General features: G+C 59.9%; 23 protein-coding genes. 6 read left to right on the plus strand and 17 right to left on the minus strand.

Going from position 1 to position 25,278, the window contains the following annotated elements; all coding sequences use genetic code 11:
- A partial coding sequence (locus L9Z73_RS06525; protein ID WP_247397616.1) for an NEL domain-containing protein occupies window positions 1–1,204 on the plus strand: 1,204 nt, incomplete at its 5' end.
- Window positions 1,205–1,242: 38 nt separating this feature from the next.
- On the opposite strand, the gene L9Z73_RS06530 is transcribed toward L9Z73_RS06525, so the two are convergent.
- The 5 genes from L9Z73_RS06530 to L9Z73_RS06550 all read right to left on the minus strand — a co-directional run bounded on the left by L9Z73_RS06530 (window position 1,243) and on the right by L9Z73_RS06550 (window position 6,996).
- The gene (locus tag L9Z73_RS06530; RefSeq protein ID WP_247397618.1) at window positions 1,243–2,469 is read right to left on the minus strand and encodes a hypothetical protein; all 1,227 of its coding nucleotides are present in this window, start codon (window positions 2,467–2,469) and stop codon (window positions 1,243–1,245) included.
- A gap of 41 nt (window positions 2,470–2,510) precedes the next feature.
- Complete coding sequence (locus L9Z73_RS06535; RefSeq protein ID WP_247397620.1) at window positions 2,511–2,999, minus strand: CS1 type fimbrial major subunit; 489 nt, start codon at window positions 2,997–2,999, stop codon at window positions 2,511–2,513.
- On the minus strand, window positions 2,996–3,736 hold the full coding sequence (locus L9Z73_RS06540) for a molecular chaperone (protein ID WP_247397622.1): 741 nt from the start codon (window positions 3,734–3,736) through the stop codon (window positions 2,996–2,998). Before L9Z73_RS06540 ends, L9Z73_RS06535 begins: the two co-directional genes overlap by 4 nt.
- A 134-nt stretch (window positions 3,737–3,870) precedes the next feature.
- Window positions 3,871–6,390 (minus strand): TcfC E-set like domain-containing protein, encoded by a 2,520-nt coding sequence (locus L9Z73_RS06545; RefSeq protein WP_247397623.1) that lies wholly within the window; start codon window positions 6,388–6,390, stop codon window positions 3,871–3,873.
- Between the two features lie 114 nt (window positions 6,391–6,504).
- Complete coding sequence (locus tag L9Z73_RS06550) at window positions 6,505–6,996, minus strand: CS1 type fimbrial major subunit (RefSeq protein WP_247397625.1); 492 nt, start codon at window positions 6,994–6,996, stop codon at window positions 6,505–6,507.
- 623 nt (window positions 6,997–7,619) lie between these two features.
- Here L9Z73_RS06550 and L9Z73_RS06555 point away from each other — a divergent pair.
- Window positions 7,620–7,892, plus strand: a complete 273-nt coding sequence (locus L9Z73_RS06555; protein WP_247397627.1) for a CopG family ribbon-helix-helix protein — start codon at window positions 7,620–7,622, stop codon at window positions 7,890–7,892.
- Window positions 7,892–8,167, plus strand: a complete 276-nt coding sequence (locus tag L9Z73_RS06560) for a type II toxin-antitoxin system RelE/ParE family toxin (protein WP_247397630.1) — start codon at window positions 7,892–7,894, stop codon at window positions 8,165–8,167. The genes L9Z73_RS06555 and L9Z73_RS06560 overlap by 1 nt, the downstream gene beginning before the upstream one ends.
- Before the next feature lie 69 nt (window positions 8,168–8,236).
- On the opposite strand, the gene L9Z73_RS06565 is transcribed toward L9Z73_RS06560, so the two are convergent.
- Complete coding sequence (locus L9Z73_RS06565; protein WP_247397632.1) at window positions 8,237–13,948, minus strand: membrane-targeted effector domain-containing toxin; 5,712 nt, start codon at window positions 13,946–13,948, stop codon at window positions 8,237–8,239.
- Between the two features lie 163 nt (window positions 13,949–14,111).
- Between L9Z73_RS06565 and L9Z73_RS06570 the strand changes: the two genes are divergently transcribed.
- Both L9Z73_RS06570 and L9Z73_RS06575 read left to right on the plus strand, forming a co-directional pair.
- Complete coding sequence (locus L9Z73_RS06570) at window positions 14,112–14,675, plus strand: PadR family transcriptional regulator (protein WP_247397635.1); 564 nt, start codon at window positions 14,112–14,114, stop codon at window positions 14,673–14,675.
- Window positions 14,672–15,439, plus strand: a complete 768-nt coding sequence (locus tag L9Z73_RS06575; protein WP_247397638.1) for a siderophore-interacting protein — start codon at window positions 14,672–14,674, stop codon at window positions 15,437–15,439. Before L9Z73_RS06570 ends, L9Z73_RS06575 begins: the two co-directional genes overlap by 4 nt.
- Window positions 15,440–15,453: 14 nt before the next feature.
- Here the strand turns inward: L9Z73_RS06575 and L9Z73_RS06580 are convergent, their stop codons facing one another.
- From L9Z73_RS06580 to L9Z73_RS06630, 11 genes are all read right to left on the minus strand, one after another.
- Entirely contained in the window at window positions 15,454–16,419 is a 966-nt protein-coding gene (locus tag L9Z73_RS06580; protein WP_247397643.1) for a fimbrial protein, read from the minus strand.
- Between the two features lie 98 nt (window positions 16,420–16,517).
- The gene (locus L9Z73_RS06585; RefSeq protein WP_247397646.1) at window positions 16,518–17,066 is read right to left on the minus strand and encodes a fimbrial protein; all 549 of its coding nucleotides are present in this window, start codon (window positions 17,064–17,066) and stop codon (window positions 16,518–16,520) included.
- 11 nt (window positions 17,067–17,077) lie between these two features.
- A complete protein-coding gene (locus tag L9Z73_RS06590) occupies window positions 17,078–17,557 on the minus strand; it encodes a fimbrial protein (RefSeq protein WP_247397649.1) in 480 nt (159 codons plus the stop codon).
- Between the two features lie 13 nt (window positions 17,558–17,570).
- Complete coding sequence (locus tag L9Z73_RS06595; RefSeq protein ID WP_247397652.1) at window positions 17,571–18,065, minus strand: fimbrial protein; 495 nt, start codon at window positions 18,063–18,065, stop codon at window positions 17,571–17,573.
- 10 nt (window positions 18,066–18,075) lie between these two features.
- Window positions 18,076–18,648 (minus strand): fimbrial protein, encoded by a 573-nt coding sequence (locus L9Z73_RS06600; protein WP_247397654.1) that lies wholly within the window; start codon window positions 18,646–18,648, stop codon window positions 18,076–18,078.
- Between the two features lie 21 nt (window positions 18,649–18,669).
- On the minus strand, window positions 18,670–19,431 hold the full coding sequence (locus tag L9Z73_RS06605) for a fimbria/pilus periplasmic chaperone (RefSeq protein WP_247397657.1): 762 nt from the start codon (window positions 19,429–19,431) through the stop codon (window positions 18,670–18,672).
- Window positions 19,428–22,031 carry an outer membrane usher protein gene (locus L9Z73_RS06610; RefSeq protein WP_247397659.1) on the minus strand — a complete coding sequence of 868 codons (2,604 nt, stop codon included), beginning with the start codon at window positions 22,029–22,031 and terminating at the stop codon, window positions 19,428–19,430. The genes L9Z73_RS06605 and L9Z73_RS06610 overlap by 4 nt, the downstream gene beginning before the upstream one ends.
- Before the next feature lie 19 nt (window positions 22,032–22,050).
- Window positions 22,051–22,611, minus strand: a complete 561-nt coding sequence (locus L9Z73_RS06615) for a fimbrial protein (RefSeq protein WP_247397695.1) — start codon at window positions 22,609–22,611, stop codon at window positions 22,051–22,053.
- 49 nt (window positions 22,612–22,660) lie between these two features.
- Window positions 22,661–23,170 (minus strand): fimbrial protein, encoded by a 510-nt coding sequence (locus tag L9Z73_RS06620; RefSeq protein WP_247397697.1) that lies wholly within the window; start codon window positions 23,168–23,170, stop codon window positions 22,661–22,663.
- Window positions 23,171–23,884: 714 nt separating this feature from the next.
- On the minus strand, window positions 23,885–24,505 hold the full coding sequence (locus L9Z73_RS06625) for a Pr6Pr family membrane protein (protein WP_247397699.1): 621 nt from the start codon (window positions 24,503–24,505) through the stop codon (window positions 23,885–23,887).
- Window positions 24,506–24,509: 4 nt separating this feature from the next.
- Window positions 24,510–24,743, minus strand: coding sequence for a VF530 family DNA-binding protein (locus L9Z73_RS06630; protein ID WP_010212838.1), 234 nt, complete (start codon window positions 24,741–24,743; stop codon window positions 24,510–24,512).
- Window positions 24,744–24,955: 212 nt separating this feature from the next.
- On the opposite strand from L9Z73_RS06630, the gene L9Z73_RS06635 reads away from it, so the two are divergent.
- Window positions 24,956–25,278: TonB-dependent receptor plug domain-containing protein (locus L9Z73_RS06635; RefSeq protein WP_247397701.1), on the plus strand; the 323-nt coding region annotated here is incomplete at its 3' end.

Below are 25,278 nucleotides of genomic sequence, written 5' to 3' on the forward strand. Positions count from 1 at the left end.
GGCTACCGCGCACGCGCTATCTGGGCGTACCCGCCTGGACCGCAACGCGCTGGACGACGATCAGCGCACCCTGTACGAGCGCTACCGCAGCGAGGCCGGGCTGGACCCGTATCGCACCTACGAACCCCAAGGCAGCAGCGACCCCTGGCTGGCTGGCGTCGACGCCAACACCCGGCGTATCCGCGAGCAATTGTGGGACGCGGTCGAAGACGAACACGGCTCCCAGGGCTTTTTCGAAGTGATCAAACTGCTTGAGCCTCCCGAGTTTTTTGAGAACCCCCAGGACCAGCAGCGCTATGCCCTCAACCAAGCGCAGCTGACGCAACGGGTGTGGCGCTTGATCAACGCCACCCACGCCGACAGCGCACTGCGCGAGCGGTTGTTCAAGCTGTCGAGCTTCCCCGGTTTGTGTGGCGATGGCGGCGCGCAGATTTTCAATGAGATGGGCATTGAGGTGATGGCCAGCGAAGCACGGCGCTTTTCGGTGACACTGCCTGAACTCGAAGGCCGACTGGTGACCCTGGCCAAAGGCGCGGCGCGCCTCAAACACCTGAACCAGGTGGCCCAGGCAGAAGTCGCCCGCCGCCTGCGGCCCAAAGCGGCCGGTGGCGAAGGCCTGCACCTGCGCTCAGAACGGGTGGATGGCGAAGCGGGCGAGGTGGACGAAGTGGATATCCACCTGGCCTACCAGACCGCGCTGGCCAACCTGCTGGACTTGCCCTGGCTGTCGGACCACATGCTGTACCGCGACACCGCCAATGTCAGCCCGCCCCAGATCCAACAGGCTTACACCACCGTTCAGGCACTGGGCCAGGGCGACGGCCTGGTCAACCAGATCTTACTGGAGCCGTACTGGGAGACCTTCCTGCAGCAAACCTACGACACCCTCTCTCAACAGAATGCCAGCGCGTACACCGAGAAGTTCTACCGCCTGGACGACCTGCAAACCCTGCAGGCGCAATGGCGCGAGGAACAGGAACCGCAGCAGAAAGACCGGCTCAAAAACAAGCTCAAGGCACTCGCGGACGAACTGGAAACCACCGAAAGCGTCGTACTGACCGACACACCGATCAGTGAAGCGCTGAACAACCGCCTGCTCAACGACCTGGGGTACAAGGAGAAGGAATGGATGCGCGGCCTGACCCGCGAGGCCCTGAAAAAGGCCCGCCAACGCCATAACCGCGAGCCCTTGCCCGAACAATGAGGCAATGGCCGGCGCGAGGGTGCTCGCGCCTGCCGCCGTTACACCTCCGAATCCCAGATCACCGTGACGCTCCCTTCATAGGCCGCGGCCTCACCGGGCTGCAACATCGTCGCGACGTCATCACGCGCCACTTCGAAATGCAGGGTGCCGGGCTTGCGGTCCACAAACATGGTCGAGAGCAGCAACTGCGTGCCCGTGCCATCCAGCCGCAGCGGGCGACGCTGGATCGGCTGACCCTCGGGGTCGACGATGCCGTAGGGCATGGTCACGCCAACCTGCAACGGCACCGAGCGCCCCGAGGCGGCCTCACGTATCCGGCAGGTGTTGTCCCCCGCCTCGACGTACTGGCACTGCAGGCCCATCTTGAAGCGCGAGGTGGAATAGAAGTTGAAGGTCTGATCCCTGAACAGCCGCGTCGGTTTACGCCCCTGGCTCACCCAGCCCTGCCAGCCACCCTGGGGCAGCAGCTCGACACGATCACCGCCGGGTGGGATCTCGACCTTGAGGACGTGGTCGACCGTGAGAATGAAATTCAGGGTGACCTGGTCATCGTTGGGCAACAGCACGTCGCCCATGTCGAAGTCTTTGTAAGGCCCCACGCTGAACGTGATCTGCCCGCGATACGTGCCGGCCCTCATGCCCAATGGGTTGGGCGTGATCAACTCGTAGGTGAACCCCAAACCCTCCATCCAAAACGTCCCCATAGGCACGGCAGTGGCCGCTCTTTGCGCACATCCCCTGCTGCCTTCCGGCAACCCCCAGGTAAATGCATAGAACGAGGGGCTGCCGACCCCAGTACCAATGTATTGGCACGGTGCCGGGGGGTAAACCCATGATGATTCCCAACCCACGCCGGGACCGGGGTTCGGCTCGATCCACTTAAGCATCATGCCGATGCCACTGATACGGAATTGAAGGGTTTCCGCCTCTCCGGTGCTTTCGTGCAAGACCGTTATATTGCGGCGCTCGGTCGGCGCATGAAACAGGATATGGTTGCGATCGTCCCCGCCCGGCGTAATCGCCGAGTTCATCCGAAAATCAATCGGAAAGCCGATGCTGTAGCGCGTCTCGTTGCAATACTGCGGCGCCCAGGTGCAATAGCTGTTACCCGGTGGCGTGTGGTTTTTGAACACGTTACGCGAAGGCTGGCTGGGGTCCGGCCGGAACGAGGCCAGGATATCCACGGTGGCCGCCGTTACGTCAGCGGGCAGCCCCAGGAGCAGGCCGACCAGCCAAAGCCCCAACAGCGTGTGTTTGATTTGCATGGGTTCACTCGTCCTCGAACGATTCAAATACGCTGCGCCGCTCATGGGCGCAACGCATCAAAGATGATCTGCACATTGCCGAAGTACTGGCCAGGGAGGTAACCGTCGTCAGGCTTCTGCGCGGCGATTTCCAGCAGCACGCGTTTGCCGACGCGGGCCTCGTCTTCCGGCACCACGCGCACGGCGGCAAGCCCCAGCACCTGCTGGTTGAAGGTGACTTTCAAGGCAATGTTGTCGCTGCCGTTGAACAACACCGGCTCATAGGCGAGGTAGGCATCCACCGCGCCCAGCACGTTTTTCACGTCGAAATACTCACGCAGCGCGGTCAGGGTTTCAGTCACCGGGTTCCAGTTCAGGGTTTGCTCGCGCTCCAAAAAACCGGGGTTGAGCGGCAACACATAAAAGTCACTGGTGGGCACCTTGACCGACACCTGGAACACCGCCTCTTCGCGGGCCGCCAGGGCGCTGAAGCTGAGCAGGCTCAATAGGCCCAGCACCGTCAGTACCCTGCACGCTGGCCAACGGCTCATCCTTTCACCTCTAGATTCTTCTGGTTGTCGCCTTCCTGCAGCTTGAAGGTGTATTGGCGCCCGGCTTCCTTAGTGAAGGTGAAGGCGCGCCCCGGCAGCACGTGGTTTTTAGTGGTCGGATGGCAGTCGGTCGGTTTACCGGCCACGCAGTTCTTGAACTCGTCGACCACGATCACGCTGTTGCCGTTGTTGCGCAGCGCATAGTGGCCGGCACCGTCATCGATGCGCGTGTCGTAGCGGGTGTCCTTGGGCCGCACGAAAAACACCGTGCCGTAGCCGGCCAATACGCTGACGCCGGCCTGCAAGGTTTTTTGATATTCCTCGCGCTCCTCGTCGGACACGGCGAAGGCGTCCTCTTTTTCCGGCACCACCGGGATGTAGCGCACCCGGAAGTAACGCTCGCTGGCCCGCTCGCCCATGTACAACAAGCGCGTGCCCTGCATGCCATTGGCCGGCACGATCAGCCTTGCGGGGCTGGCCATCAGGCCATCCCGCGCGGTGGCGTCAGCCTGGCTTTGCAGCGCCACTTCCTGGGGCACGCCGCTGGCGTCGTAGACGATTTCGAGGATCTCGACCTTGACGAACGCGGTACTGGTGCCGCCGTTGAAGATGCGTTTCAGGTAACTGCTTTTGCTGCCGTCCAGGTAGTCGTAGACCACGCCGACGTTAATATTCGGGCCCGCCTGGACCCCAAAGGACACCATCCACATGCCCAGGATTGCGGCTAATACTTTCATTGCTTTACACCCTCATTAACGATTGGCCCGAAGCCAACGCACTAGACTTGCGAATCCCAAATAGCCGTGACCGCGCCTGCGCAGGTGCCCCTGCCCTATACGTCGTGATGTGCATGACGTCAGTCCTGTAAGAATCAGCCCGACTTCTGCTGGGTGAGTGCGGCATCCGCCAAGGTGTCCGGCGTGCAGCGCAGGTCACCGATCATCAGCACATCGTTTTCAGTGCGGGCCTGGCTCGGGTCGAGGCGGAACTGGCAGAGCAACTGGTTGCCCTGACGCACTTGCAGGGTCGGAGAGCCGGCGTTCATTTCCATCGAGAAGAACCCGTCCACCTCGCTGACCCCACGACTGGCGTGGTTGATCACGTGATGGCCCTTGAGCGGCCGGCCTTGTGGGTCGACCAGGCGACCGAGCACGGTGACGGTTTTCATCACGCTGATCTTGCGGTAGTCCACCCCGCCCTTGTTGATGTGGTAGGCGCTGCGCGGCGGCTGGATGTTCGCCGACGGCGGGTGGTTGCCTTCGAAGTCGAACGCCACCGAGCCGGTTCTGTAAGCGGTGAGCGGTACAAAGTTGCGCCCCGGCCGCAGCGCGGTGCTGCCACCGCTGAGGTCGTCGGCGCGCAGGGTGATGTCGTCCAGGTCGGTTTCCACATCGACGATCATGCCGGCGCCGTTGCCGTGGTACTGGCTGGTCAGCGCCATCTTCTGGCCGCCGACGGCGAAGGTGCTGTGCAGGTTCAGGCCGCCGGTGAGGTTGCCGTTGTAGGAGGAGCGCTGGGCAAAAACATCGCCACCCGCCGTGTCACCGTGGAAGCTGGTCATGCCGGACAGGCCGACGCCGTAGGTGTCGGTCAGCACGGTGGCCGAGACGTTCTGCAAAACGTGGTCGGGCATGCTTTTGCGGTACGTCAACGAGCCATTGTTGTCGCGCTTGCCGTCGCGGGAAGTGCGCGAGCCGATGCTGCCCGACCACTGTTCGCCCGGCCCGCCGAGGGCCAGGTTGAGGGTCAGGTCGACGCCACGGTTGCGCTGGTCGCCGGTGCTGCGGCTGGCGGGGCGGTCGAACAGCGACAGGCGCCAGTTGGCATCGCTGCCAAACAACACATCGTGTTTGCTCCAGCCCAGGTCCAGGCCAACCCCCTCGACATTGCCTTGGCTGTGGGACAGGCGGGCATTGAGCGAATGTTGGTTGAGCAGACGATGATTGATCGACAGCGACGAGGTGCTGGTCTGGCCGACAAAGGTTTGTCGGGAGCGCAGCCGTGTACCGTCGGGCAGGGTGTCGTAGGTGTTGCGGGTGTCCAGCCAACTGCGGTTGTGGCTGGCGATCACGCTGCCGGCGCCATAACTGTAGAGGCCTTGCACGTCCATGCCGGTGCCGTGGTCCTGGGTCTGGTAGACGTTGGCGTAGACGCTCGCCTGGGTCGCCAGCGTCCAGTCGATGGAGCTGCCGTATTGCATGCGGTCCTGCACCTGGCGAGCGGACAGGCCGAGGATCACGCGCGGGTGCAGCAGGTAATTGACCGAGGCGCCGGCGGTCATGTCGCCTTTGTCGCTCTGCTCCCAGTTGTTGAACAGGGTGCTTTCGCGGCCGGCGAACAGGTTGTAGCGCCAGCGCTCGTCGTGGTTGCGCCAGTTATTGGGCTTGTACACCAACTCCTGGGTGGTGGCCGTGACCTGGCCGTCTTCGACCAGGCGCACTTCCACTTCATAAATGCCACCGGGCAGCGCGCGCGTGTCGATGCTTTGCAAACCGGCCGCCACCGGCTGGGTGTTGATCAGCAGGCCGTTGCGGTAAATCTCCACCGAGCCCTGGCGGTTGGAGGTGACGTAGATCGGGTACACGCTGGGCTTGGGGTTGCTGATGGCGAGGCTGTCGGAACTGCCGACCATCACACCCACAGCGACATCCGGCGCCGCCCCAAAGGAGCGCGGCTGGCGATTGAGCCCTTCGGAGGTCGGCGTGAAATAGCCCAGGCGCAGGAACTGGCCTTCGAATTCGCGCTGGGCATACAGCGAATACAAGGCGTGATACAGCTGGGTGTCCGGCCCGCCGAGGCGTGCCAGTTGCAGGTTGAGCGCGTGGCTCCAGTTACCCAGGCTGCTGCTGGCTTCAACCCCGAAACGTCCGCCGAGTGCCTGGTCTTGCCCACCGTTGAGGTTCAACTGGTTGCTGACAATCAAGCCCGTGCTGCCGTCTTTGGGTTGGTGGTAATAACGCTGATGATCGGTGTCGTGCTCGGCGTTCTGCGTGAGGATCGAGACCAACGAGTTTTCCAGGTTGTAATGCACCGCCAACATCTTCTCCGGGCAGTGTTGCGTGCAACTGCCCAGGGCGACGCCTTGTTGCAAGTAGCTGCTCCAGGTATCGCGCTCAGCGGGTTTGATCGGGCTGTCGCTGGTATCGGTAAAGTCCAGCAGCGTGAGGCGGTCATCGCGCGAAAGCACCACCATTGCCTCGCCCATGAACACTTCGTCGCGTTCTATGCGCACGGCCAGCGGCACATCAAAAAAATGCTCTTCGAATTCGCTCGGCAAACCTTTCGCCTGAGCCAGCAAACTGCGCGGCGTGTAACTGTTGTCAGCCGCCGCCAAGGCAGCCGAACAGGCAAGCAGGGCCAGTGCCGCCGCGATGGGTTTCATCGGGAACATGAACTTAATACTCTAGGGCGAACAGCAAACCATCGGGGCACCGACCCCAGGCGAACACCGCCTGCGGTCGGTGGGTGTGATCAATAAGGCAAACCCTTATCGATTGCCGGGCGCTTAAAACGTGGTGCGCGGCACGTTGTCGAAGATCACGGTGGCCGTGGTGGTGTATTGACCGTTCTGAGTGTCCGCAGGCTTGGCGGCCTTGATGGTCATCAGCTTTTGGAGACCCGGGTTGGACTCTGCGTCGGCAGCCACTTCCAGAGGCGCGCCGGTCAGGACTACGTCGCCCAGGCTGATGGTCAGCGCGATAGCGTCTGTACCGTTGGTGAGCGATGCCGGGCCGTCCTGCAGGTAAGCGTCGATCGAGCCACCGGTGTTCTTCAGGGTGAACATGGAAGACAGCGTGCTCAACTCACCGGTCACGGTGTTGTAGGACATGATTTCGTCACGACCGAAGTTGGGGTCCAGGGGTTGAGCGTGGAACTGCTTGGTAGGGATGTCGGCCTTGATGTTGATAGTGGTGCTTGCATCGTTGGCAGCCATCGCAACCGAAGAGCCCAGTACGGCAACAGCCAGAGGGAGCAGAACAGCAAACTTCTTGATCATGCTTGAATACCTGTAGTCATTTAAAGGAAAGCGGTTAACTAAAAAGCAAGCCAGGACTCACTTCCAACTAACACACTGGCATTGAGGTTCAGTGTTTTGGTGAACATCCAACGCCAGGGCATATTCGATCAAATCAACTTTAAGATATGCAGGCACGCTCCGAGAAACATGCAGGCCACTAGGCCATTACGCAGGAGGAAGAAATACAATAAATACGACTTTCAAAAAAACGACTGTAAGATTTGAATGACATACAGATATATCAACAAAAGCAGTACAGATATAAAAACCAACTTAGTCGATAAGGCCGCGACTGTAGTATTGAAACTACGTGCGAGCATTATTCTATACGTTCAAACTGTGCGGCACCGGTTGACCACGGTGTTATTGACGTAGGAGATGGACGTTTCGCGCCTCTCCCTTGTTAAGCCCAACCGGACAGCACGCTTGACGACGCATAGCTATTGACTATGATTAACTTTAAATCGAACCGACGAATATCAGTGTAGAATTAATCACCAAGGATCGACCGATGTGGACACCCGTGAGTGGGTGGCTACATCCGCCAAACTGTCAGTGGCAGGCTGCGGCGATATCAAATTCAATCAGGAGTCCCCCTCAGCATGGCAATCACCGCGAAAACCCGATCTGTCACGGCTCACGTCCCTGAGCAACTGGCCCAAAAGATCGATTTGATGGCAGAGCGTCTGGAGCGTTCCAAAAACTGGATCGTCAAGCAGGCTCTGTCCGCTTGGATAGAGCAGGAAGAAGAGCGTAGTCGCCTGACCCGTGAGGCCTTGGCCGATGTTGACGCTGGCCGCGTTATTGACCACCAAGCTGTCCAGGCCTGGGCTGATAGCCTCAGCACCGACACTCCGTTGACGGTGCCGCGCTGATGGAGTTGAAGTGGACAAGCAAGGCGTTTTCCGACATTACCCGGCTGTACGAGTTTCTGGCGTCGGTGAATAAGCCTGCCGCCGCACGAACAGTGCAGCAACTCACGGCGGCCCCTATCACACTGCTGACCAACCCACGCATTGGTGAACGCCTGGAAGAGTTCGAGCCAAGGGATGTGCGTCGAATTCAGATCGGCCATTACGAGATGCGTTACGAGATAGTGGATTCGACTATCTACCTGCTGCGCCTGTGGCACACCCGTGAAGACCGATAGCCAGGCTGGACTGGGGCCCATTTGAAGTAGCGAGCCCCCTGCCCGCCACGGCAGGGGCAATGACCAGGCTTACTCAACATGCTTGAGCTTGATCACCTGTTCAAGCGCCGAGAGCAGTCGTTCGAACGCGCTAAACCGCTCGTCCTTCAGTTCGGCCCAGCGCTCGATGAAGAAGCGGCCTTGATCGTCAATCTGCACCGGTGTGGTGAGAATCTCGCCAGTGCGCGAGTGATGCACCAGGTTCACTTCGTGGGGTGAACGCTGCTCGACCATGAACTGTCCGGGGTGTGTCAGCCGTGAACGATCGACCGGAACATAAGCGCGAAGGGGTCGTGCGCCTGGGGCGGCGACACTCAAGGTGAAGTCGCTACGGATCGCCGTGAGCCGGTTGGGGTACAAAGACGATCCATAGGCAACGGTCCATTGCAGTCCTGAACGCAACTCGGTGGCTGTGCCCACGGGGACATCGAAGGTCCGCAGGCTGATGGCTCCTTGAGTTTGAGCGACGCCCGCAATGCCCGCGACAGGGTGCACATGAGCACTCCCCATATGCGCCACCCACTTATGCGCGCCTTGGGCCGCCTGGTCCTTGCGGATGACCTCGCTGGCAAAAAAATTGAACATCGAAAGGCGCGACGTATCGGCGGCGGCCATGCCCTTGGTGTGGTAGCTGGATACGCAATCCAATGCGCGTATGCGCATCCCGTGTTTGCCCGCCACGTCCACCACGCTGGTGTAAGTGTTCGGCCCGCGGTACTCGGGCATGTGCCCACGGTCCAGGGTCCACAGGCGGTCTTTGAGCGATTTTGACACGACCCCTGTGCGATGGAACGTATCCAGGTCTGCCTGGTGCAGGTCGGTGAACAGGTGCTCCATATAGAGGGTTTTGACCCCGTGTGCCTTGAGCGTGCTCATCTGATCGATCAGCAACGCCTTGCTCGATTGCTCGGCGTGGCTCTCACAGATAATCAGCCCTGGGGCGTGTTTGTAGCTCTCCTGGATAAAGTCGGCTTGCGTGGCGTGCGCCGGCAAGTCCGGCAAGGTCGGCCGGGCGGGGAGTTCAGCGGTTTTGAAAAACTCCTCGGCGCGCTTATCCAGGCGTTCGCGGGTTTTCCTGAAGGCGCTTTCGGCGGCGGCTATTTTGTGGTCGAGCGATCCGTAACGGGTGTCGAACGGGTGGGCGCCTTTGCCCATTTCATGCAGCTCGTGGGTGAACCGCGCGTCTATGTCGAAGTCGCTGTAGGCGCTTGCGTCGCGGGTTGCGGTGATGAACGCCGGGGGCGCGGTGTACGGGGTTTGCAGGGTCAGCTTGAAGTCGGCTTTGGCCAGCGGGTCGTCGGCGATCGCACCGGCGGTGTCGTTCCAGACACCCACCGGCTGGTCGGCGGCGACGTCTTCGACCCGCACACTCAGGGTCTTTTGCAGGTCGGCCAGGCCCGGGGTTTGTGTGTGGGTGTTGGTGCGGCGGCTGTCAGCCAGGGCGACCCAGCCGTCTGTGGGGTTTTCGGCGATGTCGGCGTCGATGAGTTTATGGGAGTAGAAGTTTCGCTGGGCATTCGGCCGGGGACTGACCAGCGCGCCGTTTCTCAGGTAGAAGGCTCTGTCCAACTCGTAGCCGGTAGACGCATCCAGCGCACAGACGGCGATTTTTTCGCGACGCGCCGCAAGCATCAAGGCCCGATAGGAATGCGGCGAGTCTTTGGCGATCCCCAGGGCTTTCTCGACTTTTTTCAGATAAGCGCTGATGTGCCTGTAGCTGCCCCCGACGTTGAACTTGCTGAGTTTGACTCCGAACAGGTCCGCTGGCAGGTATTCGATGTACAGGCGCCGCACGCCAAGCGCGTAGAGGGTGTGCATGTTGTCGATCAGCAACTGTTTGCCAGCGAGCGAGCCCGGCACGGCGCCCACGACCAAGCCTTGGTTTTCCTTGAAGGCGCTTTCAAGGATGTGCCGATGGGTCGCGTTCGTTTCAAAAGCCAGTACATCGGCCCTGGGGACGATGGGTTGCAGCTGTGTGAAGAACGTGTCGGCATCGCTGCGCAACTGCCGGTATGCCTTCAAGTACGGGGCTTCTAGCGGGCCCATTTCATAGATCAGCAGGGCATTGCGGGTTCCATCACCGAAAAACTCATCCACACTGGAGAGGGTTCCAAACTCCAGTGTCAGCACGGTTTCATAGTCCTTGGCCCGATCCGTCGGCACTTCATAGCGCTGCAACGCGTGGGGTGTCGGCGCGGGTGGTGTCGGCGCCCCGCCGGTGAGGCCCGAGCGCACCCAGTGCCCCTCGGCGTTCTGGTTGACCAGGCGTGCGGTGGAGAGCAGTTTTCCGTTCACCGGGTCCTGGTGAAACAACAGATAGCGGCCTAGCGCATCGGGGGGTTTCGCAGCCCACAACGACCGACCTTCGAACATCACCGCCTGCATGCCGGCAGGTGCGGGGCTCGGTGGCTCCAGTTGTTTGATCAGCGCCATGGACTGGTGCTGCACCGCCGGGCGCATGAGGTGGCGCATGGGCCGCGCCAACGGGCCGATGGACTTGAGCGCCGGGCGCAGATCGCTGAACACCGCGCCGAGGCTGTTGCTCAGGTAGCCGATAAAGTGTTGCAGCGCGGCATGCGTGTCGCCCTGGTTATAGGCATGCAGGGCGAGCATGCCGTCCTTGAGCGCCAGCAACAGGCCCAGGCTCAGGCTCAACACCGGAAACGGCGCGGTCGCAATCGCGATCAGCGGTTCCAGGCAACTCCAGATCAGGCCCATGATCATGTTGGTGCGATTGAGCGTGGTGGCGGCCACGTCGTCGATCTTGCGCTGCAGCTTCATGTCGTGCAGCAGGTGGCGCAGGTCGAGCAAGGGCGCAACGCGTTCGGTCGAGTCGTAGCGCGCCGGGCTCAGGTCGGTGCTGTTGAGGTCTGCGGGCAGGCCGGCCTTGGCGGTTTGCAGAAAACCTCGCAGCCGAACCTGGGACTGCACACCGACGCGCACGCTGAAGTAATCGAGCATGCCGTCGACTTTTTTCAGCAGGTAGTTGAACACCCGGGCTTCACGGAAGAACACGCCATCCGGCGCCTGCGGCGTGTAGAGCAGCACCGGGTTCACACCGTGGCTGAACAGCAGGGTGTCGATCACCCAGTCGCCGTCGATCATCAGGCGATGCACGCGGTAGGTGTTGCGCGTCTGGGCCGACGTGTCATCCAGGCTGTGAATGGCGCGCTCCAGCCAATCAAGATCGGCCTGGGCGATATGGCCTTTGAGGCGCGACTCCAGCGCAGCGCTGTGCAGTTGTAGCTGGCTGATGGTCAGCGTTGCATCGCGGCGCAGCGTGTAGCCTTGGCTGCCGGGGTTTTGCAGCTTGGCTTTGACTTCATCGGCGTAGCGCTGGCCGATCCACACTCCGCGTACCGAGAGCGCGACGTTGCTCGGCGTGAGCTTGCTCAGATTGACCCCGGCCGGGCCCATGAAGGTGGCGACGGTTTCGAACTTGGCGTCGAGGAAGCCCACGGCGTCTTCAAAACCCTCGCGATACAGCCGGGTATAGGTGACGGACGCGGGGCGCGTTAAGGCGGGGAAGTCTTTGGGGTAATGCACCCACACGGTATCGGGGTCGACGTCGTTTTGCCGCTGGCGGCCGAGCAGAGCGTTGAGCTGTGTTTTGGCCTGGGCATACACGAAGCGTTCGAAGGTGACAAAGCGCGCTTCGGATAACGGGTGCTGCGCATAGGTGCGCGCGGCGCCTTCGGCATTTTCCGCCAGTTGGGTCAATTGGCGACGTTGCGCCTCGGTGGCCGCGCGGTACCAGGTCGGGGTGCCCCAGTGGTAATCGTCGGTCTGAATGTCCAGCAAGCGGGCACGCAAGGCTTTGAGGCAATCGGCGTGGCTGCTCGCCTCGCTGAAGGTGACGTGGCGATATTCCTGTTGCGCCGGGATGAAGCCCTGCCCGGCCATAAAGGTTTGCAGGCCCGCACGGGATGTGAGGGCGACTTGCGCCAACAGATAAGCGCGCATGGCGGCGTCTGCGCACCAGGCGAGGATATGCGCCTGGCAGAGGATTTCCGTGTCGAACCCATGAAACTGCTGGGCCTGGGGCGCTTCGGGGGTACACAGCAGCAAGCGTTGAAGGCGACCCTGTGCGTCAGTCTCGCGCAGCAGCCAGAGGTCCTTGAGCACGCAGCCATTGAGCGCAACGGTGCTCGCGCCGAGTTGCGCACTGGCGCCCTGACGCAGACGGGTAAACCGTTGAAAGTCCGCCTCGGTGATGTGGTTTTGCAGCTTGGCCGTGTAGGCCAGGGCATTGATGCGGCGGTCGAGCATCTGTTCGAGGGCGGTGTGGATCTCGGATTTGGCGTAGTACTCGCGCCGCACGGTCTCAAACTCCACGCGCGGCTTGAGGGTGTTGAGCAGGCCGACCAGGTAGACGGGGGTCAGTTCCTGATAGTCCTCGGCCAGCGGCGCGTCGGCATACGTGAGGGTGGTATTGAGCAAAAACGCCGACCCGGCCAGTTCGTCACCTGTGTGCAGGCCCCGCAGCGCCAGCTCGGTCAGGCTGTGTTTTTGCTCGTAGGTCCCGACCCTGGCCACACTGCGGCGCGTGCGCACTTGCAAGCGGTCGGGGTCCAGGTCGGTGATTTCCAGGTCGCTGGCCAGTTGTTCGAGCAACTGGTAACGCGCCAGGGTCGACGGCGAGGCGGCATGGCCGAACAGGTTCAGCAGGCTTTGCCGAGCCTCGTCGTACTCGCGGAGGTGGCGTGCCAGGGCTTCGCGTTGGGGGCTGGGCGCGTTGCGATACCAGGCCGGGGCGCTGTATTCAAGGCAGCGGTCCAGCAGGCGTTGGGCGCGCAATTCCAGGCGCAGGCCGAGATCGGGCAAGGCCGCGCGGATGGCGTCGTCCAGGTCCGTAAGCAATTGTTGGGCGCTGTGGCCGGGGTTGTGGTCCAGGCTCAAGGCCCAGTCGATATCCCGCGCACGCTTGGCCAGCCTGGCGTCGTAGGCGTGTTCGCACAGCGGTTCGCCATCGATGGGCGCCAGCGCCAGGGGCCAAATGCCCATGGCTGAAAGCGCCTGGTATTGCTGGGGCAGCAGGCTGATGAACTCCTTGCGCCAAGTGCCGACCGCCATGGCGTCGCGCAGCCGGGTGTTCATATCGGCCAGCGAGCTGAACGACTCGAAGCCACGGGCCGGGGTAAACAACACGACGTAGCCGACAGCGTCGGCCGGGGTCAGTTGGGTGACCACGGGCGTGTTCTTTTCGGTCAGCACAAAGGCCCCGGCGAATTCGATCGTCTGCGCTTGATAGCTGAAGGTCAGCGCATAGATACCCGGTCGAAAGGTCGGCCCCAAACCCAGGTTCTGCACCAATCGCGCCTCCTCACGCTGCAGCAGATAGCCCTGAACGTTGAGCTTGGCTTCCAGTTCCAACGCGACCAGGCCGGCGTCATTGGCCATGAAGGTGCGCAGGCTTTTGCTGCCCAGCACACTGACTTCGTCGAGTTTCTGCAGCTGCGGCGAGAGGTCGCGTTTGAGCGTCGCCAGCAGTTGTTTGCCCTCTTCACTCTGCAGGTCGGCCTGTGCCACACCGGCATACAGCGCACGACTGCTATCGAAATGAGCGTGCGTGTGCGCCTTGAGCGTCTGGTTGAGTTTTTCAAGCTGCTGCAACTCGACGGGGAGCGGCCGTTTGGACAGTAACGGTGTATCGGCTTCAAGTAACTGGTGACCGATCTGATGCAGATAGCCCCGTATTTCCAGAGATGTCGGCGAATACGGGGAAGAAATCAATGTGCTCATCGCACTGGCTCCATGCGCATGGGAAGAGCCATCAGCATGGTGGGCGCCCGGCGCAGGCCGGTGGTAGTTAAGTAGGCCCGGGCTGCGACCGCTGGTCGACTGATCTTGAACAGCCTTAAGATATATCTTAAGTTATATCTTAACCAAAACGGAGAGACCCAAAATGAGCGAGCATCATCCCCACGGCGAGGGCCGCGACGGCTTCGAAAAACGCCCCGGCCGCGAACGCGGCGGTCGCGGCCCACGCGTATTTGCCCCCGGCGACCTGAAGTTGCTGTTGCTGGCGCTGATCGCCGAACAGCCGTGCCACGGCTACGACCTGATCCGCCAGATCGAAGGCCTGTTCGACGGCGCCTACAGCCCCAGCCCCGGCGTGATCTACCCCACCCTGACCTTTCTTGAAGAAAGCGAATTGATCAGCGGCGACGCCGAAGGTGGAAAAAAACGCTACACCATCACCGACGCCGGTCGTCTTTCTTTAGATGAGCAGGCGATTGCACTGGAAGGCGTGCGCATGCGCATCGACGTCAGCAAACGCTCGCTGCGTGGCCATGATCGCCCGCCGGAAATCCACGAGGCGGTGCATAACCTGCGCCATGCCCTGCAAATGCACCACGGGCGCTGGAGCGCGGAAGAAATCGCGCGCGTCGCCGCACTGCTCAACAGCACCGCCCGCGCCATCGTCGACGGCCCGGCCGTTCAACCTGTCCAGGGGAAAACCCAATGAATACGCCCGTCATCCATCGCGTCACCCACGAGATCAAACGCCGTCGCCTCGACGTGCTGCGGGTGGTCGATATCACCCCGCGCATGCGCCGCATCACCCTCGGCGGCCGGGAGCTGGCGGGGTTTGTCAGCCTGGGCAGTGACGATCACATCAAGCTGATGTTCGCGCAGAACGCCGCCGAGCTGGCCGCCCTGCAAAGCCCGACGTTCAGCATCAAGGGCGATGGCCCGCAACCGGCCATGCGCGACTACACGCCACGGCGTTTCGACCTGAGCCTCGGCGAGTTGGATATCGACTTCGTGCTGCACGGCGATGGCCCTGCCTCTACCTGGGCCGAGCAGGCTCAAGTCGGCCAGCACCTGTACATCGGCGGCCCACGGGGCTCGATGATCGTGCCGGATATCTTCGACAGTTACCTGCTGATCGGCGACGAAACCGCCCTGCCCGCCATCGCCCGCCGCCTCGAAGAACTGCCGGCCGGGCGCAAGGTGCTGGCGGTGATTGAAATCGCCGATGCCGCCGAGCAACAGGCGCTGCAAAGCGCGGCCGAGGTTGACGTGATCTGGGTGCTACGCGGCCAGGCTGACCTGCTCGACACCGTGCGCACACTGACGCTGCCGAGCGGTACGCTGTACACCTTTGTGGCGATGGAAACCAAACTGTCGCGCCAGGTGCGCCGAGTGCTGCTGGACACGCACAAGGTCGATGAAGCGTTCCTCAAGGCCGTCGGTTACTGGCGCGCCGAGGGCAGTGAGGAAGCGTGAGCCTGGCGCGGGTGTTACGGCACCCCCATCACGAGTACCCCGCTGCCGCTGGTGGCGCCAGCAGCAGGTAGCGACCCCGCTCGCCGAACGAGAGAAAACGTCACATCGTCGCCCCCCACGCTGTTGGTAATGCGGGTCAGGAATGAACCGTTGACTGGAACCGCAGCCCCGGCACGGATAAGGGCCGTGCCTACGTCCGGGTTGGTCATTGTGAGCAGGCGTGTATCAAACGACGACGGATTGCCTTTGTAAGAGATGGTGATCGGTGTGGTAATCCCGCCGTCCGGACAGGAGTAGGTAAGCCTGCGGTCGCTGCGCACGGTCGTTGTCAGCGGATCGGCGCCGATTGCCCGCTGGTGTACGTTGCCGAAGTTGATCTCGATTGGGTTGTTATTGTTGATCGTGCAGGTTGACGGGGAGATGGTGAAGTTGTTGGCGGCGGTGTAGGTAACTGAGATCCGCGCCGTACTTGCGTTGTAGTTGTTCGTGGCGGCGAGACGCAGGATCCCGAGCGTATCGCCTATTCGAATATCGATCGGATTAGACGGGTTGTTGCGCACCAGAATATAGGGCGTGACATCGATCGGGTAACCTCTCTCGTCGTCAGGCAGCGTGGCGACCCGTATTCCATTCGGGATAGGAATATTTCGGTACGCTCCATTCATTCGTAAACCAGCGCCTTCTTGGCTGAATTTGATACCCGGCACCCAGGGGGTCCCCGCCGCGCTACCCGTTGACCAGTAGTCCTGCCGGGAAGACGGGCTCTGCGCCCCTCTGGAAAACCCACATTCAAGCCGCGCGCCTTCCAACATGATCCGTGTACGATCTGCGGCCAAGGTAACGGTAACGGGAACCTGTAGGGGTAGGTCCCCGAATATCGGTTCCCACGGTCCGCCATTCACACGGCATGTCGCTGCGCTCACGGTCGTACTGAAACCAATCAGGACGAACAGCGCCATCGCACCATATAGTTGTTTCATGTTGATCTCTCTTGCTGCTCTACCCAAGCATTGCCCAGCGAACATTCAGCCCGCGCTTTAAAGCCGCCCTGGGGAGCGTTGAGGTTTGTCTGAGGCGGTTACGGATAGTCCAGCGTGAACGTCGAGGTCACCGTGAACAGACCGTGCCCGATGGTTTGATCCCTGATCGCGTCCGGCTCACCCTGCACATAGGCCTTGAGTTCAATGACATTGCTGCCGTTACTCAACACCTGTTCATCGCTGACGGTATTCAGCGGCAATGGCTTATTGCTCGGCGTCTCCAAGCCGACCGCGATACCTGAGGCACCGCTTCCACCATCGAGCGCGAGCAATCCGGGGAGTGCCATGTTTTCCCTACCCCCGAACGTGACGGTGACCGTGTTGCCAATCGTGGTGTCGCAGTCCTCCAGGTGCAGTTTGAAACCCTTGCCCTGTGAGCGCGTGTTGATGTAGAGGTGCTTGCTGGTCACGTCCCAGAGTTCCAGCGTGATTGCCTCGTCGCCAGGGCGGATCGTGCAGGCCTCTTCAACCAGGTTGCCCTTGAAACTCAGGTTGTCCGCCGCATGCCCCTCAGGCATTAGGCCGAAGATGAACAGCAATGCCAGCCCGGCACATGGCCAACCTTTATGAAGCATTTCATGTTGCATGGGCTCAACTCCTACTCGTATTCGGCCAATAGCGTGGCCACCGCCGTAAACCTTGCCGGGGTCAGAACTGCACCCAGCGATTTGACCGGAACCACTTCCAATGTCGGCGGTGACGACAGGCTTATGTCCAGTGGCGTATTGAGTGGAAACGGCACGTTATTCTGAAAAATCCGAATGCCCAGGTCAGGCACATTGGTCTGCACCGCTGAGCCGTCAAAAGTCGTGGGGGTGCCGTTGACGCTGAGTTTCAGTGCCCATGGGAGCGTGGCGGGGCTACAGCTGATGGTGTAACCGAGCCCCTTGCGGTATTTCACACCGTCGACGCGCTTTACGCCGACATCCCCAAAATCGACTTCAATCGTGTTGCCGCCATCAATCGTGCAAGGGGGAGGCTCATTCAGCGTTCCGCTAAAGGTCACGTTGGCCGAAGCACCACTGCAAAGGCCGATGGACCAGCAGACGAGCAACGCTCGCGGCTGCCAAAATGTCATTGATCGTTCCTCTTCATTGGTAATCGACCACAAGGGTGGCGGTCGCATCAAATGCGCCTCCCGTCAGCTTGCTACCTGCCCGTTTGACCGGCACCGCCTGCACCACCGGAAAGTTCGGATAAGTAAAATTCACTGCCGTATTCAGCGGCCAATCAGCCCCATTCACGAACAGCTTTACCCCAAGATCCGGTTTGCGGGTCACGAGTACGCCATTATCAAACGCAGCCCCCGAGCCCTTGAGTTCCAGGGTCAACGCGTTGCTGAAGGGGGAGTCACACGTGACGGTGTAAGGCACGTCTCGACGATAATTGACCCCGTCAACCCTTGACGTCAGCAGGTCATTGCCAAAAGGCACATCGAGCGTGCTGCCGCTGTTAATCACACACGGCGGCGGCGCAATGATGACCGCGCGGATGGTCAGGCTGGTTTCAGCGTGCACGCCTTGGCCGACAGCCCACAGCAGGCCGCCACTGACAAGAATGGCCCGCAGACCGGTTGAGGTTGCCATCGTTCTGCCCCTACTCATAATTGAGCCTGAAATCCACCACGGCCCGAAATGCGCCACTGGTCAACGCCGCAGAGGTGCGTGTGGGTTGAACATTCCAGGTCTGGATATTGCCGCCCAGGGGCAAAAACAAAGGTTCGCCCCTTGAACCCAACTGCACATCCCGCCCCAGTGCATCGGTCAAATGCAGGCCCATCCCGGTGACGCCTTGCACTTTGACCAGCCGCGGATCATCGGCATCGGCAGGCGCGGAAAACGCCACCGACAGGACAGGTTGAAAGGCACTCCATGTCAGGTTCCCGGTACGTTCACTGCGGATGCTGCCTGCCGTGCGGTGGCAATCGGTAAACCGCAGCTGAAATGCCACGGGTTTTGCCTGATCGCCGGGACGTTGCAACTGGCTGGTCGACACGGCGCCCAGCTCAATCGTTTGATGGAGTGATGCCATCTCCAGGCTGCAGGGGGTTTCATGCATGGTTCCGGAAATGTTCAGCAGCCCATTCATGCCCTCGACATCCTCGGCATGCGCGCCCCCCGCAAAGGCCAGTAACAGGCCGCCCAAGACCTTCACATTGTGCGACTTCATGATGTTCTCCAGCAGCAGGCGCTACTCATTAGGCGTTGATACTTGCAAGTTGACGTTGCAAGTGTTGCCACCGCAGGTGAAGGCCAGTAGCGGACGTCCGCCGTAATCATTCACGTAGGCCAAATACGGCGTTGTGCCGAGTGCCGTGGCCGTTGGCCCCAAGGTCAGCGTACCTTTGGGCGGGACCATCAGGGGTTCGAAGCCGGGCACGGTTTTACCGTCCTTGGTGCTGCGCGCATCCACCAGGGTTACGTAGTAAGGCGTAGGGTTATTCACCCGATACCGCTCGCCTTCGCGAGTTAGGGTGAGCTTTTCCTGCCAAGGGTTGGATAGATCCTGCTGGCTTGGCGTAATGGCTTGCGGTCGGTAGAACAATTTAATCCGGGTCTGCAGTGCAATTTGCAGGGTGTTGGCCTTATCGCTGCGCGGCGGAATTTCCCTCAAGTTGAAGTAGTAGACCGTCTCTCGATCCTGCGGTAACGATTTGGCCGCCGGCAACGCCTGAACTTTCACCTGGCTTTGCTTCCCTGGCTCCAAGCGTTGAACCGGCGGTAGCACGATCAAGGGCGAGGTGATTTTTTTGCCCTCTTCATCCTCGATCCAGCCCTGGGCCAAATACGGTAGCTGGGTATTGTTATTGGTGATGTTCACGCTGGTGGCATCTTTGCCGCCATCAAAAATCACTCGGGTACGATCCAGGCCAACAGCGGCGTTGGCACTCTGACTCAAGCCCAGGGCCAGCAGCGTGAAGGCGTGGAGTGTGAGGCGCGTATTGAGCATCATGAGGATGTGTTCTCCGTATCGATAGGCTTGCCGGTCAGCGTCGCTGGCTCGGACAAGGATTGATCAGTGGCTACCGTCCGGCAGCCCAGTTGCAGGGCATCGGTCAAGCCATTCGCGGGCAAAACGCCTGGGAGCGTGAGGATGCATCGCTCGGCCCCTCCCCAACTGACGATCATCTCTTCGCCGGCCTGAATACCACTCAGGTAGACATTGCCGCCGTCATTCACAATCCCGGTGTCCTGCTGTTTGACGTTCTTCACCGTCGCGCCGAAGGGCGGCGAACTGCCGTCCGGCAGGCGAAGAACCGCCATGGCTTTTTCGCCGGAAATCACGTCGAGGAATCGATAACCGATCGCCCCCTCGGTAAGCGTCAGTTGCGTGACGGATTGAGTGGCTTCGACATTGCTCGGCAAACTCTCCAGATCGACACTGGCCGCCGTGCGCTGATAGCTGCCGATATCGGAAATGACCGCTTTGCCGAAGGCGTTGCTGCGGGTCGGTGTGCCATAACCCCGCACAGGCACATCGGGGACACCGGCGGTATCGACCATCAGGCGGGTTCCGCCCGTACTGTTAGTACGATGGAGTGCTGCACCGTAAGGCGTGAGCGTGCCGCCGCCGCGAGCGGACACACTGAGGCTGGTGTAATTGCCTTCGCGTTTACTGGCGGCGAGATCAATGTCTGCCTGGTCACCCACATGACTCAGATAACCACTGGCAGCGTTATCGCTGGCACTGAGCTGGTAGCTATTACGCTCATCGAGGCGATCACTGTAGCGCGTCGAAAAACTGTTATTGCCTGCCGCTCGATTGGCGTCCAGCGACAATGTACCGCTGCGCCCCAACGGCAGGCTGACCGTCAGCGCCATGCCGTTATCCTTATAGTTATATTCCTGAGTGCGGTACATATTCAGCGATAAGCTCATGTTCTTGACGCTTCCAACATTAAAGTAGCGTGACACCGACACATTCCAACGCTGAGTGGCCGAGCGTTCCCAATAAGTCTGCTTGTTGTAACTTAGGTAAACGGTCGCACCCAGATCCCGAAACTGCTTATTCACCGTGGCCGTATAAAGTGCCTTGCTGCCACCAATGGGTCTCCAACTTGTGTGGAACTCACTGTCCCTGTCGAGCCCGGCGAGTTCGCCGTTCCTTCCGTAATGTCGAGCATCGAGGTATTCACTCATGCTCAAATAGTTCTTCTCGGAAAAGCGATAACCGGCAAAGGTGACTTGGCTGTCGTATTGTTCAAACTTCTTGGAATATTGAAGGCGGTATGATTTCCCCGAGAGCGTCTCATTCCACACGCTGGCGTGCGACTGAGTAGCATCCAGCGACACGGCGCCGAACGCCAACAAGTCACGACCGGCCCCAACCGACATCGCTCGGTAGTTGTTATCCGTTATACCGCCGCCATACAGCGACCAGCCGTTACTGATGCCCCACGAGAACTCGCCACTACCAAAAAAGTCGCCATCACCGCCGTACTGAAGATTGGACGGTCGCCCAGTCGCCAGTTTGTAACGAACTTGTCCCGGCCGCGTCAGGTAGGGAACGCCTGCCGTATCGATCTGGAACGTGTGGACCGAACCATCCTGCTCTTCGACGCGTACATCGAGCCTGCCGCTCACGGCGTCATGAAGGTCCTGAATACGAAAAGGTCCTGCCGCGACCAGCGTTTCATACAGCACACGCCCCTGCTGGCTGATGATGACCCTTGCATTGGTTTTGGCGACACCGACGATTTCAGGTGCGTAACCACGCAAGTTGGGTGGCAGTTGGCTTTCATCCGAATTGAGTGCGGCGCCGGTAAAGCGGAAGCTGTCAAACAGGTCCGAATACAGGTAGTCCTCACCCAGTACCAGGCGCGCTTTCAGCGCAGGAATTGCGCGATAGGCGTAGTAACGACTCCATTCCAGCTTCGGATGCCTGGACGCCTCTTCACGATCCCTGTCGACACGCCCCTGCCAGTCCGCCCGCAAGCGCCACGCCCCGGCATTGGCCCCGACGGTTCCGTTACCACTGAAGTTATTGCGGACACTGTCATTCTTTTGGTGGCTGGAGAGCGCCGTCACGTTGTAGTCAATCAGCAACCCCGGCACCCCCTCGTCCCAGCGGGAGGGCGGGTCCCAGTTGATGGCACTGTATTCAAGGTAGGCTTGGGGGAGGTTGATATTCAGCGTGGAAGAGGCCAAATCGCCACTGACCTCCATACCCGGTAAACCTTGTATATCCAGGCACTCCCCGCCCTTCCACCAGGTGAGCTTGGCAGCGCCGGACGCCTTCAGGCCCAGTTGGTCCACAAGACCTCGTGACACACAGGCCTGACTACCTTTGGGATCATTATCGGGGGGATAAAACGCCACCGATTGCTCAGAAATAGGCTGGCTATTTATCTGTACCAGCATCGAGTAGGTGCCAGGCAGAATGAACCCACTGCGTGCAAACTGGGACAAGTCAATATTGGTGCGATCAACGAGATCAAGAACATCCGTATTAAACTCGATATCCCCTGCACCCAATGCAGTTCCCACCACTGCCATCAACCCGCCAAACAGGCTTGGGCGGAGCGATTTTTTGATCTTCGACGCATTCAACATGAAAGCAACCCATCACTGTTCAAAAGTATTCCAACTTGAACCGCACTGCGGCAAGGTGAGCTCCAGGCACCAGCGGCAGTCCGTTGCCAACCAGGCGAAGCGTGTAGTGAAGAGTCATGTCACCTTCAGCCAACGGCAGCAGCGCCATCGGCTCACCCGGAACACTCTCTTGACCCGCGGCATCCCAAATATGAAGGGCAACCCCCTCTGAATTGCCGAAGGCAGCAAAGGAGCGACCTTCTCTATCGCGAGGACCGTCAAACGTCACTTGCAGATGCTGCCAATCAGGCAGACTTACGCCTGGGCGCAACGGGTCAGGGCGACTCAATGAGCAATTGACCAGACGCAACTGGAAGGGGTGTGGTTCTCCCTGCGTATTGCGCAAGAGTCGACCTATTGGTTCGGGAGCCATCTCGATGGATTGATCGGCACTGGCCAATTCCAGCCCGCAAGCTGAGTCAATGACCTCTCCTCCCAGCGTGACGACCCCATCGCCTTGCGCAGGCGTCTGCGCGAAAACGCAAGGGTTGATGAACATCGTCAATGACGACGTGATAGCAAGGCGTATGAATGTTTTCACCGTTGTCTCCCGCCAGCGTCCCCGCCACCCTAAGTGGCGGGGGAAGAACTTACTGATAAGCCAAGGTGAAATTGGTTACCGCGCTGAAACTACCCGGGACGATCGGGTCCGTAGCGGCGCCTTGTACATAGGCACCGAACTCCAGGGTGTTATCACCGGCGACAATGGCCTGCGGGGTGGTAGGGACACCCAACTCAACGAGTTTGCTGCCATGCGTCATCATGATGCCGACGCCACCCGCGCCGCCGACGGTGCCGATCGCGCCAGGCACAGCGCTTGAGGGCGCCGCGGTGAAAGTGGTCGTCACGGTTTTATCTGTGAGGCCCGTCAAATCGCAGCCTTCAAGTTCGATAAGTACACGCCGGGCTTCAGACTTGCCTCCGCTTTGCAACTGATGCTTTGCAATCGCCCCCAAGTTAACGGTCTGATCGACGGAGTCAGGCTTAATAGAGCAAGCACCCGAGTGGACCGACCCGATAAACGTAACCGTTCCATCCGCCGCATTTACAACGGACGCCGAACCCATCAACAGCCCAACAGCCAACAGTGCAGTTTTCATTTTGCTTTTCATTTGCCAATACTCACACATTAATAAACTTCATTAAGAAAGCCTGCCGCAGCAGTGCAGCAGGACTTATTAAGCAAGCAACGAACAGGGTGTAGTTCCTGATTCCATCTCGGCAAAAGTTTGGATCACGCGGTTGTGCGCAAAACGGCTTTTCCAACTATTTGTATTGCAAATCAGGATCACGTTCGAAGCCGGGCAAGTTTCCCCTGCCGCCATGAAGAAGTAAGCCGTCCGCTTCGCAAATTTGCGTAGCTTTGTTACACCCAGACACATAGGAAAATTATGGCAATTTGCCAAAACTTTAAAAACAGCCGTAAGAAACAGACTACATGCAAGTTAATGAGAATCTATTAACTACGAAGAGGTATGTAAGAACAGGATTACAGGCGCAGAAAAATAGCAGCATCTACTGGGTCAGACCCACTAACTAATTAAGTCATGAGCGAGGAGAGGAAGCCGTCTGTCCCTCGGCGAGTTAGATATCGATTTCGTGCTTACTTTTGCGCTTTTCAAAAGTGAGCCGCCGTAAGGGCGGAACCCATAGCGGCCGTTAGCTGAATAATGGATATGTACTCATTCCAACCCGAGCAAAGGGTCGGCTCACAGGCCGCCACGGGAGCAAGCTCCCTCGCCACAGGTCCGTCGAACGACCAATAAAATTGTGCAGATACGCATGGTCATCGCGGGCAAGCCCGCGCTTTTTTACTATGCCCGCTTGAGCAACTTGTCCAAGCCCACCACCGCCAGCGCGATCAGCACAAACCCGGTCAAAATCCCCCCGGCATTCACAAACACCTGTGGATAACCAAGGGTACCGACGTCGATGAACGGGTACTGGTACTGCCCGAGCAAATCCCCGCGCAGCAGCACATAGGCGAAGTACACCAGCGGGTACAGCACCCACAGGCCAATGTGCTTGAACCGCAAGGCGCCCTTGGGCACGTAGCGCCACCAGTAGACGACAAACAGCAGCGGCATCACGTCGTGCAGCAATTCGTCGGCGATGAACTGGAACCCTTCGGGCTGCCACAAATGCCGCAGCAACAGGTTATAGGCCAGGCTCACCAGCACAATGCTGACGGCAATCGCGCTGCTGACGCTGGGCGCCAGGAAAAACCGCTTCGCCGCTGAATCACGATGAACCACGGCGTAGCTCAGCACCACCACCACCAGGGTGTTGGTCAGCACCGTGAAGAAGCTGAAGAAGTTGACCAGCCCGCCCAACAGACTGGCGCCCGTCGACCAGCGCGAATAGAAAATCAGGTATTGCTGAACCGCCAACCCCACCCAACCGGCCAGGGCGGCCACCGCTACACAGCGCTTCATGAGTTCAGTCCAGCGGGCGTTTGGTGCGCATCAGTTTCACGTACAGCCCTTCGACTTTCTCCCGCGCCCACGGGGTTTTGCGCAGGAACGTCAGGCTCGACTTGATGCTCGGGTCGCTCTTGAAGCAGCGGACATCGATGCGCTCGGCCAAACCACTCCATTCGTAGTGTTCCACCAGGGTGGTGAGGACGTGTTGCAGAGTCACGCCGTGAAGCGGGTCGTTGCTTGTCGCGGTCATGCCAGGCCTATCGCAAAAAGAGGAAATACAGCCGCGCACCTTAGCCGACGGGGCGAACAGGTGGAAGCACCGCATTGAATATAGCCCCTGGGGAAAAGTTGCTCTTTTCAGGGCAAAAAGAGATGTTATATTATAACGACAACAATCAAAAACAAGCCGTTCGATAACGTCTGCCGCCTTCTCTTTTTTGTCGTTTTGCCAAGGAATGTCCGATGTCCCTCTCCTCTGCCTGGCGCTTGTCCCCCCTCGCCGCCGCCCTGCTGATCTGCTCCGAAGCCCACGCGCTGGAACTGCCACCCCAAGTAATCACCGCCAACCCGTTGGGCAGCGAGCAACTGGCTTCACCGACCACCGTGCTGGAAGGCGATGACCTGACCCTGCAACAAAAGGGCAGCCTCGGCGAAACCCTGAACAAGCAGCCGGGCGTGTCGTCGTCCTACTTCGGCCCGGGCGCCAGCCGACCGATCATTCGCGGCCAGGATGGCGACCGCATTCGCGTCCTGCGCAACGGCGTGGGCGCGCTGGATGCCTCGTC

This window comes from Pseudomonas emilianonis, assembly GCF_023072625.1.
Lineage (GTDB): Bacteria > Pseudomonadota > Gammaproteobacteria > Pseudomonadales > Pseudomonadaceae > Aquipseudomonas > Aquipseudomonas paraveronii.

Coding starts and splice junctions, on each gene's coding strand:
- L9Z73_RS06530 (WP_247397618.1), bottom strand. CDS start 2,469: ATGCAAATCAAACACACGCTGTTGGGGCTTTGGCTGGTCGGCCTGCTC.
- L9Z73_RS06575 (WP_247397638.1), top strand. CDS start 14,672: ATGAATACGCCCGTCATCCATCGCGTCACCCACGAGATCAAACGCCGT.
- L9Z73_RS06590 (WP_247397649.1), bottom strand. CDS start 17,557: ATGACATTTTGGCAGCCGCGAGCGTTGCTCGTCTGCTGGTCCATCGGC.
- L9Z73_RS06540 (WP_247397622.1), bottom strand. CDS start 3,736: ATGAAAGTATTAGCCGCAATCCTGGGCATGTGGATGGTGTCCTTTGGG.
- L9Z73_RS06595 (WP_247397652.1), bottom strand. CDS start 18,065: ATGGCAACCTCAACCGGTCTGCGGGCCATTCTTGTCAGTGGCGGCCTG.
- L9Z73_RS06620 (WP_247397697.1), bottom strand. CDS start 23,170: ATGAAAACTGCACTGTTGGCTGTTGGGCTGTTGATGGGTTCGGCGTCC.
- L9Z73_RS06610 (WP_247397659.1), bottom strand. CDS start 22,031: ATGTTGAATGCGTCGAAGATCAAAAAATCGCTCCGCCCAAGCCTGTTT.
- L9Z73_RS06550 (WP_247397625.1), bottom strand. CDS start 6,996: ATGATCAAGAAGTTTGCTGTTCTGCTCCCTCTGGCTGTTGCCGTACTG.
- L9Z73_RS06630 (WP_010212838.1), bottom strand. CDS start 24,743: ATGACCGCGACAAGCAACGACCCGCTTCACGGCGTGACTCTGCAACAC.
- L9Z73_RS06555 (WP_247397627.1), top strand. CDS start 7,620: ATGGCAATCACCGCGAAAACCCGATCTGTCACGGCTCACGTCCCTGAG.
- L9Z73_RS06570 (WP_247397635.1), top strand. CDS start 14,112: ATGAGCGAGCATCATCCCCACGGCGAGGGCCGCGACGGCTTCGAAAAA.
- L9Z73_RS06545 (WP_247397623.1), bottom strand. CDS start 6,390: ATGTTCCCGATGAAACCCATCGCGGCGGCACTGGCCCTGCTTGCCTGT.
- L9Z73_RS06605 (WP_247397657.1), bottom strand. CDS start 19,431: ATGATGCTCAATACGCGCCTCACACTCCACGCCTTCACGCTGCTGGCC.
- L9Z73_RS06580 (WP_247397643.1), bottom strand. CDS start 16,419: ATGAAACAACTATATGGTGCGATGGCGCTGTTCGTCCTGATTGGTTTC.
- L9Z73_RS06585 (WP_247397646.1), bottom strand. CDS start 17,066: ATGCAACATGAAATGCTTCATAAAGGTTGGCCATGTGCCGGGCTGGCA.
- L9Z73_RS06535 (WP_247397620.1), bottom strand. CDS start 2,999: ATGAGCCGTTGGCCAGCGTGCAGGGTACTGACGGTGCTGGGCCTATTG.
- L9Z73_RS06565 (WP_247397632.1), bottom strand. CDS start 13,948: ATGAGCACATTGATTTCTTCCCCGTATTCGCCGACATCTCTGGAAATA.
- L9Z73_RS06560 (WP_247397630.1), top strand. CDS start 7,892: ATGGAGTTGAAGTGGACAAGCAAGGCGTTTTCCGACATTACCCGGCTG.
- L9Z73_RS06600 (WP_247397654.1), bottom strand. CDS start 18,648: ATGAAGTCGCACAATGTGAAGGTCTTGGGCGGCCTGTTACTGGCCTTT.
- L9Z73_RS06625 (WP_247397699.1), bottom strand. CDS start 24,505: ATGAAGCGCTGTGTAGCGGTGGCCGCCCTGGCCGGTTGGGTGGGGTTG.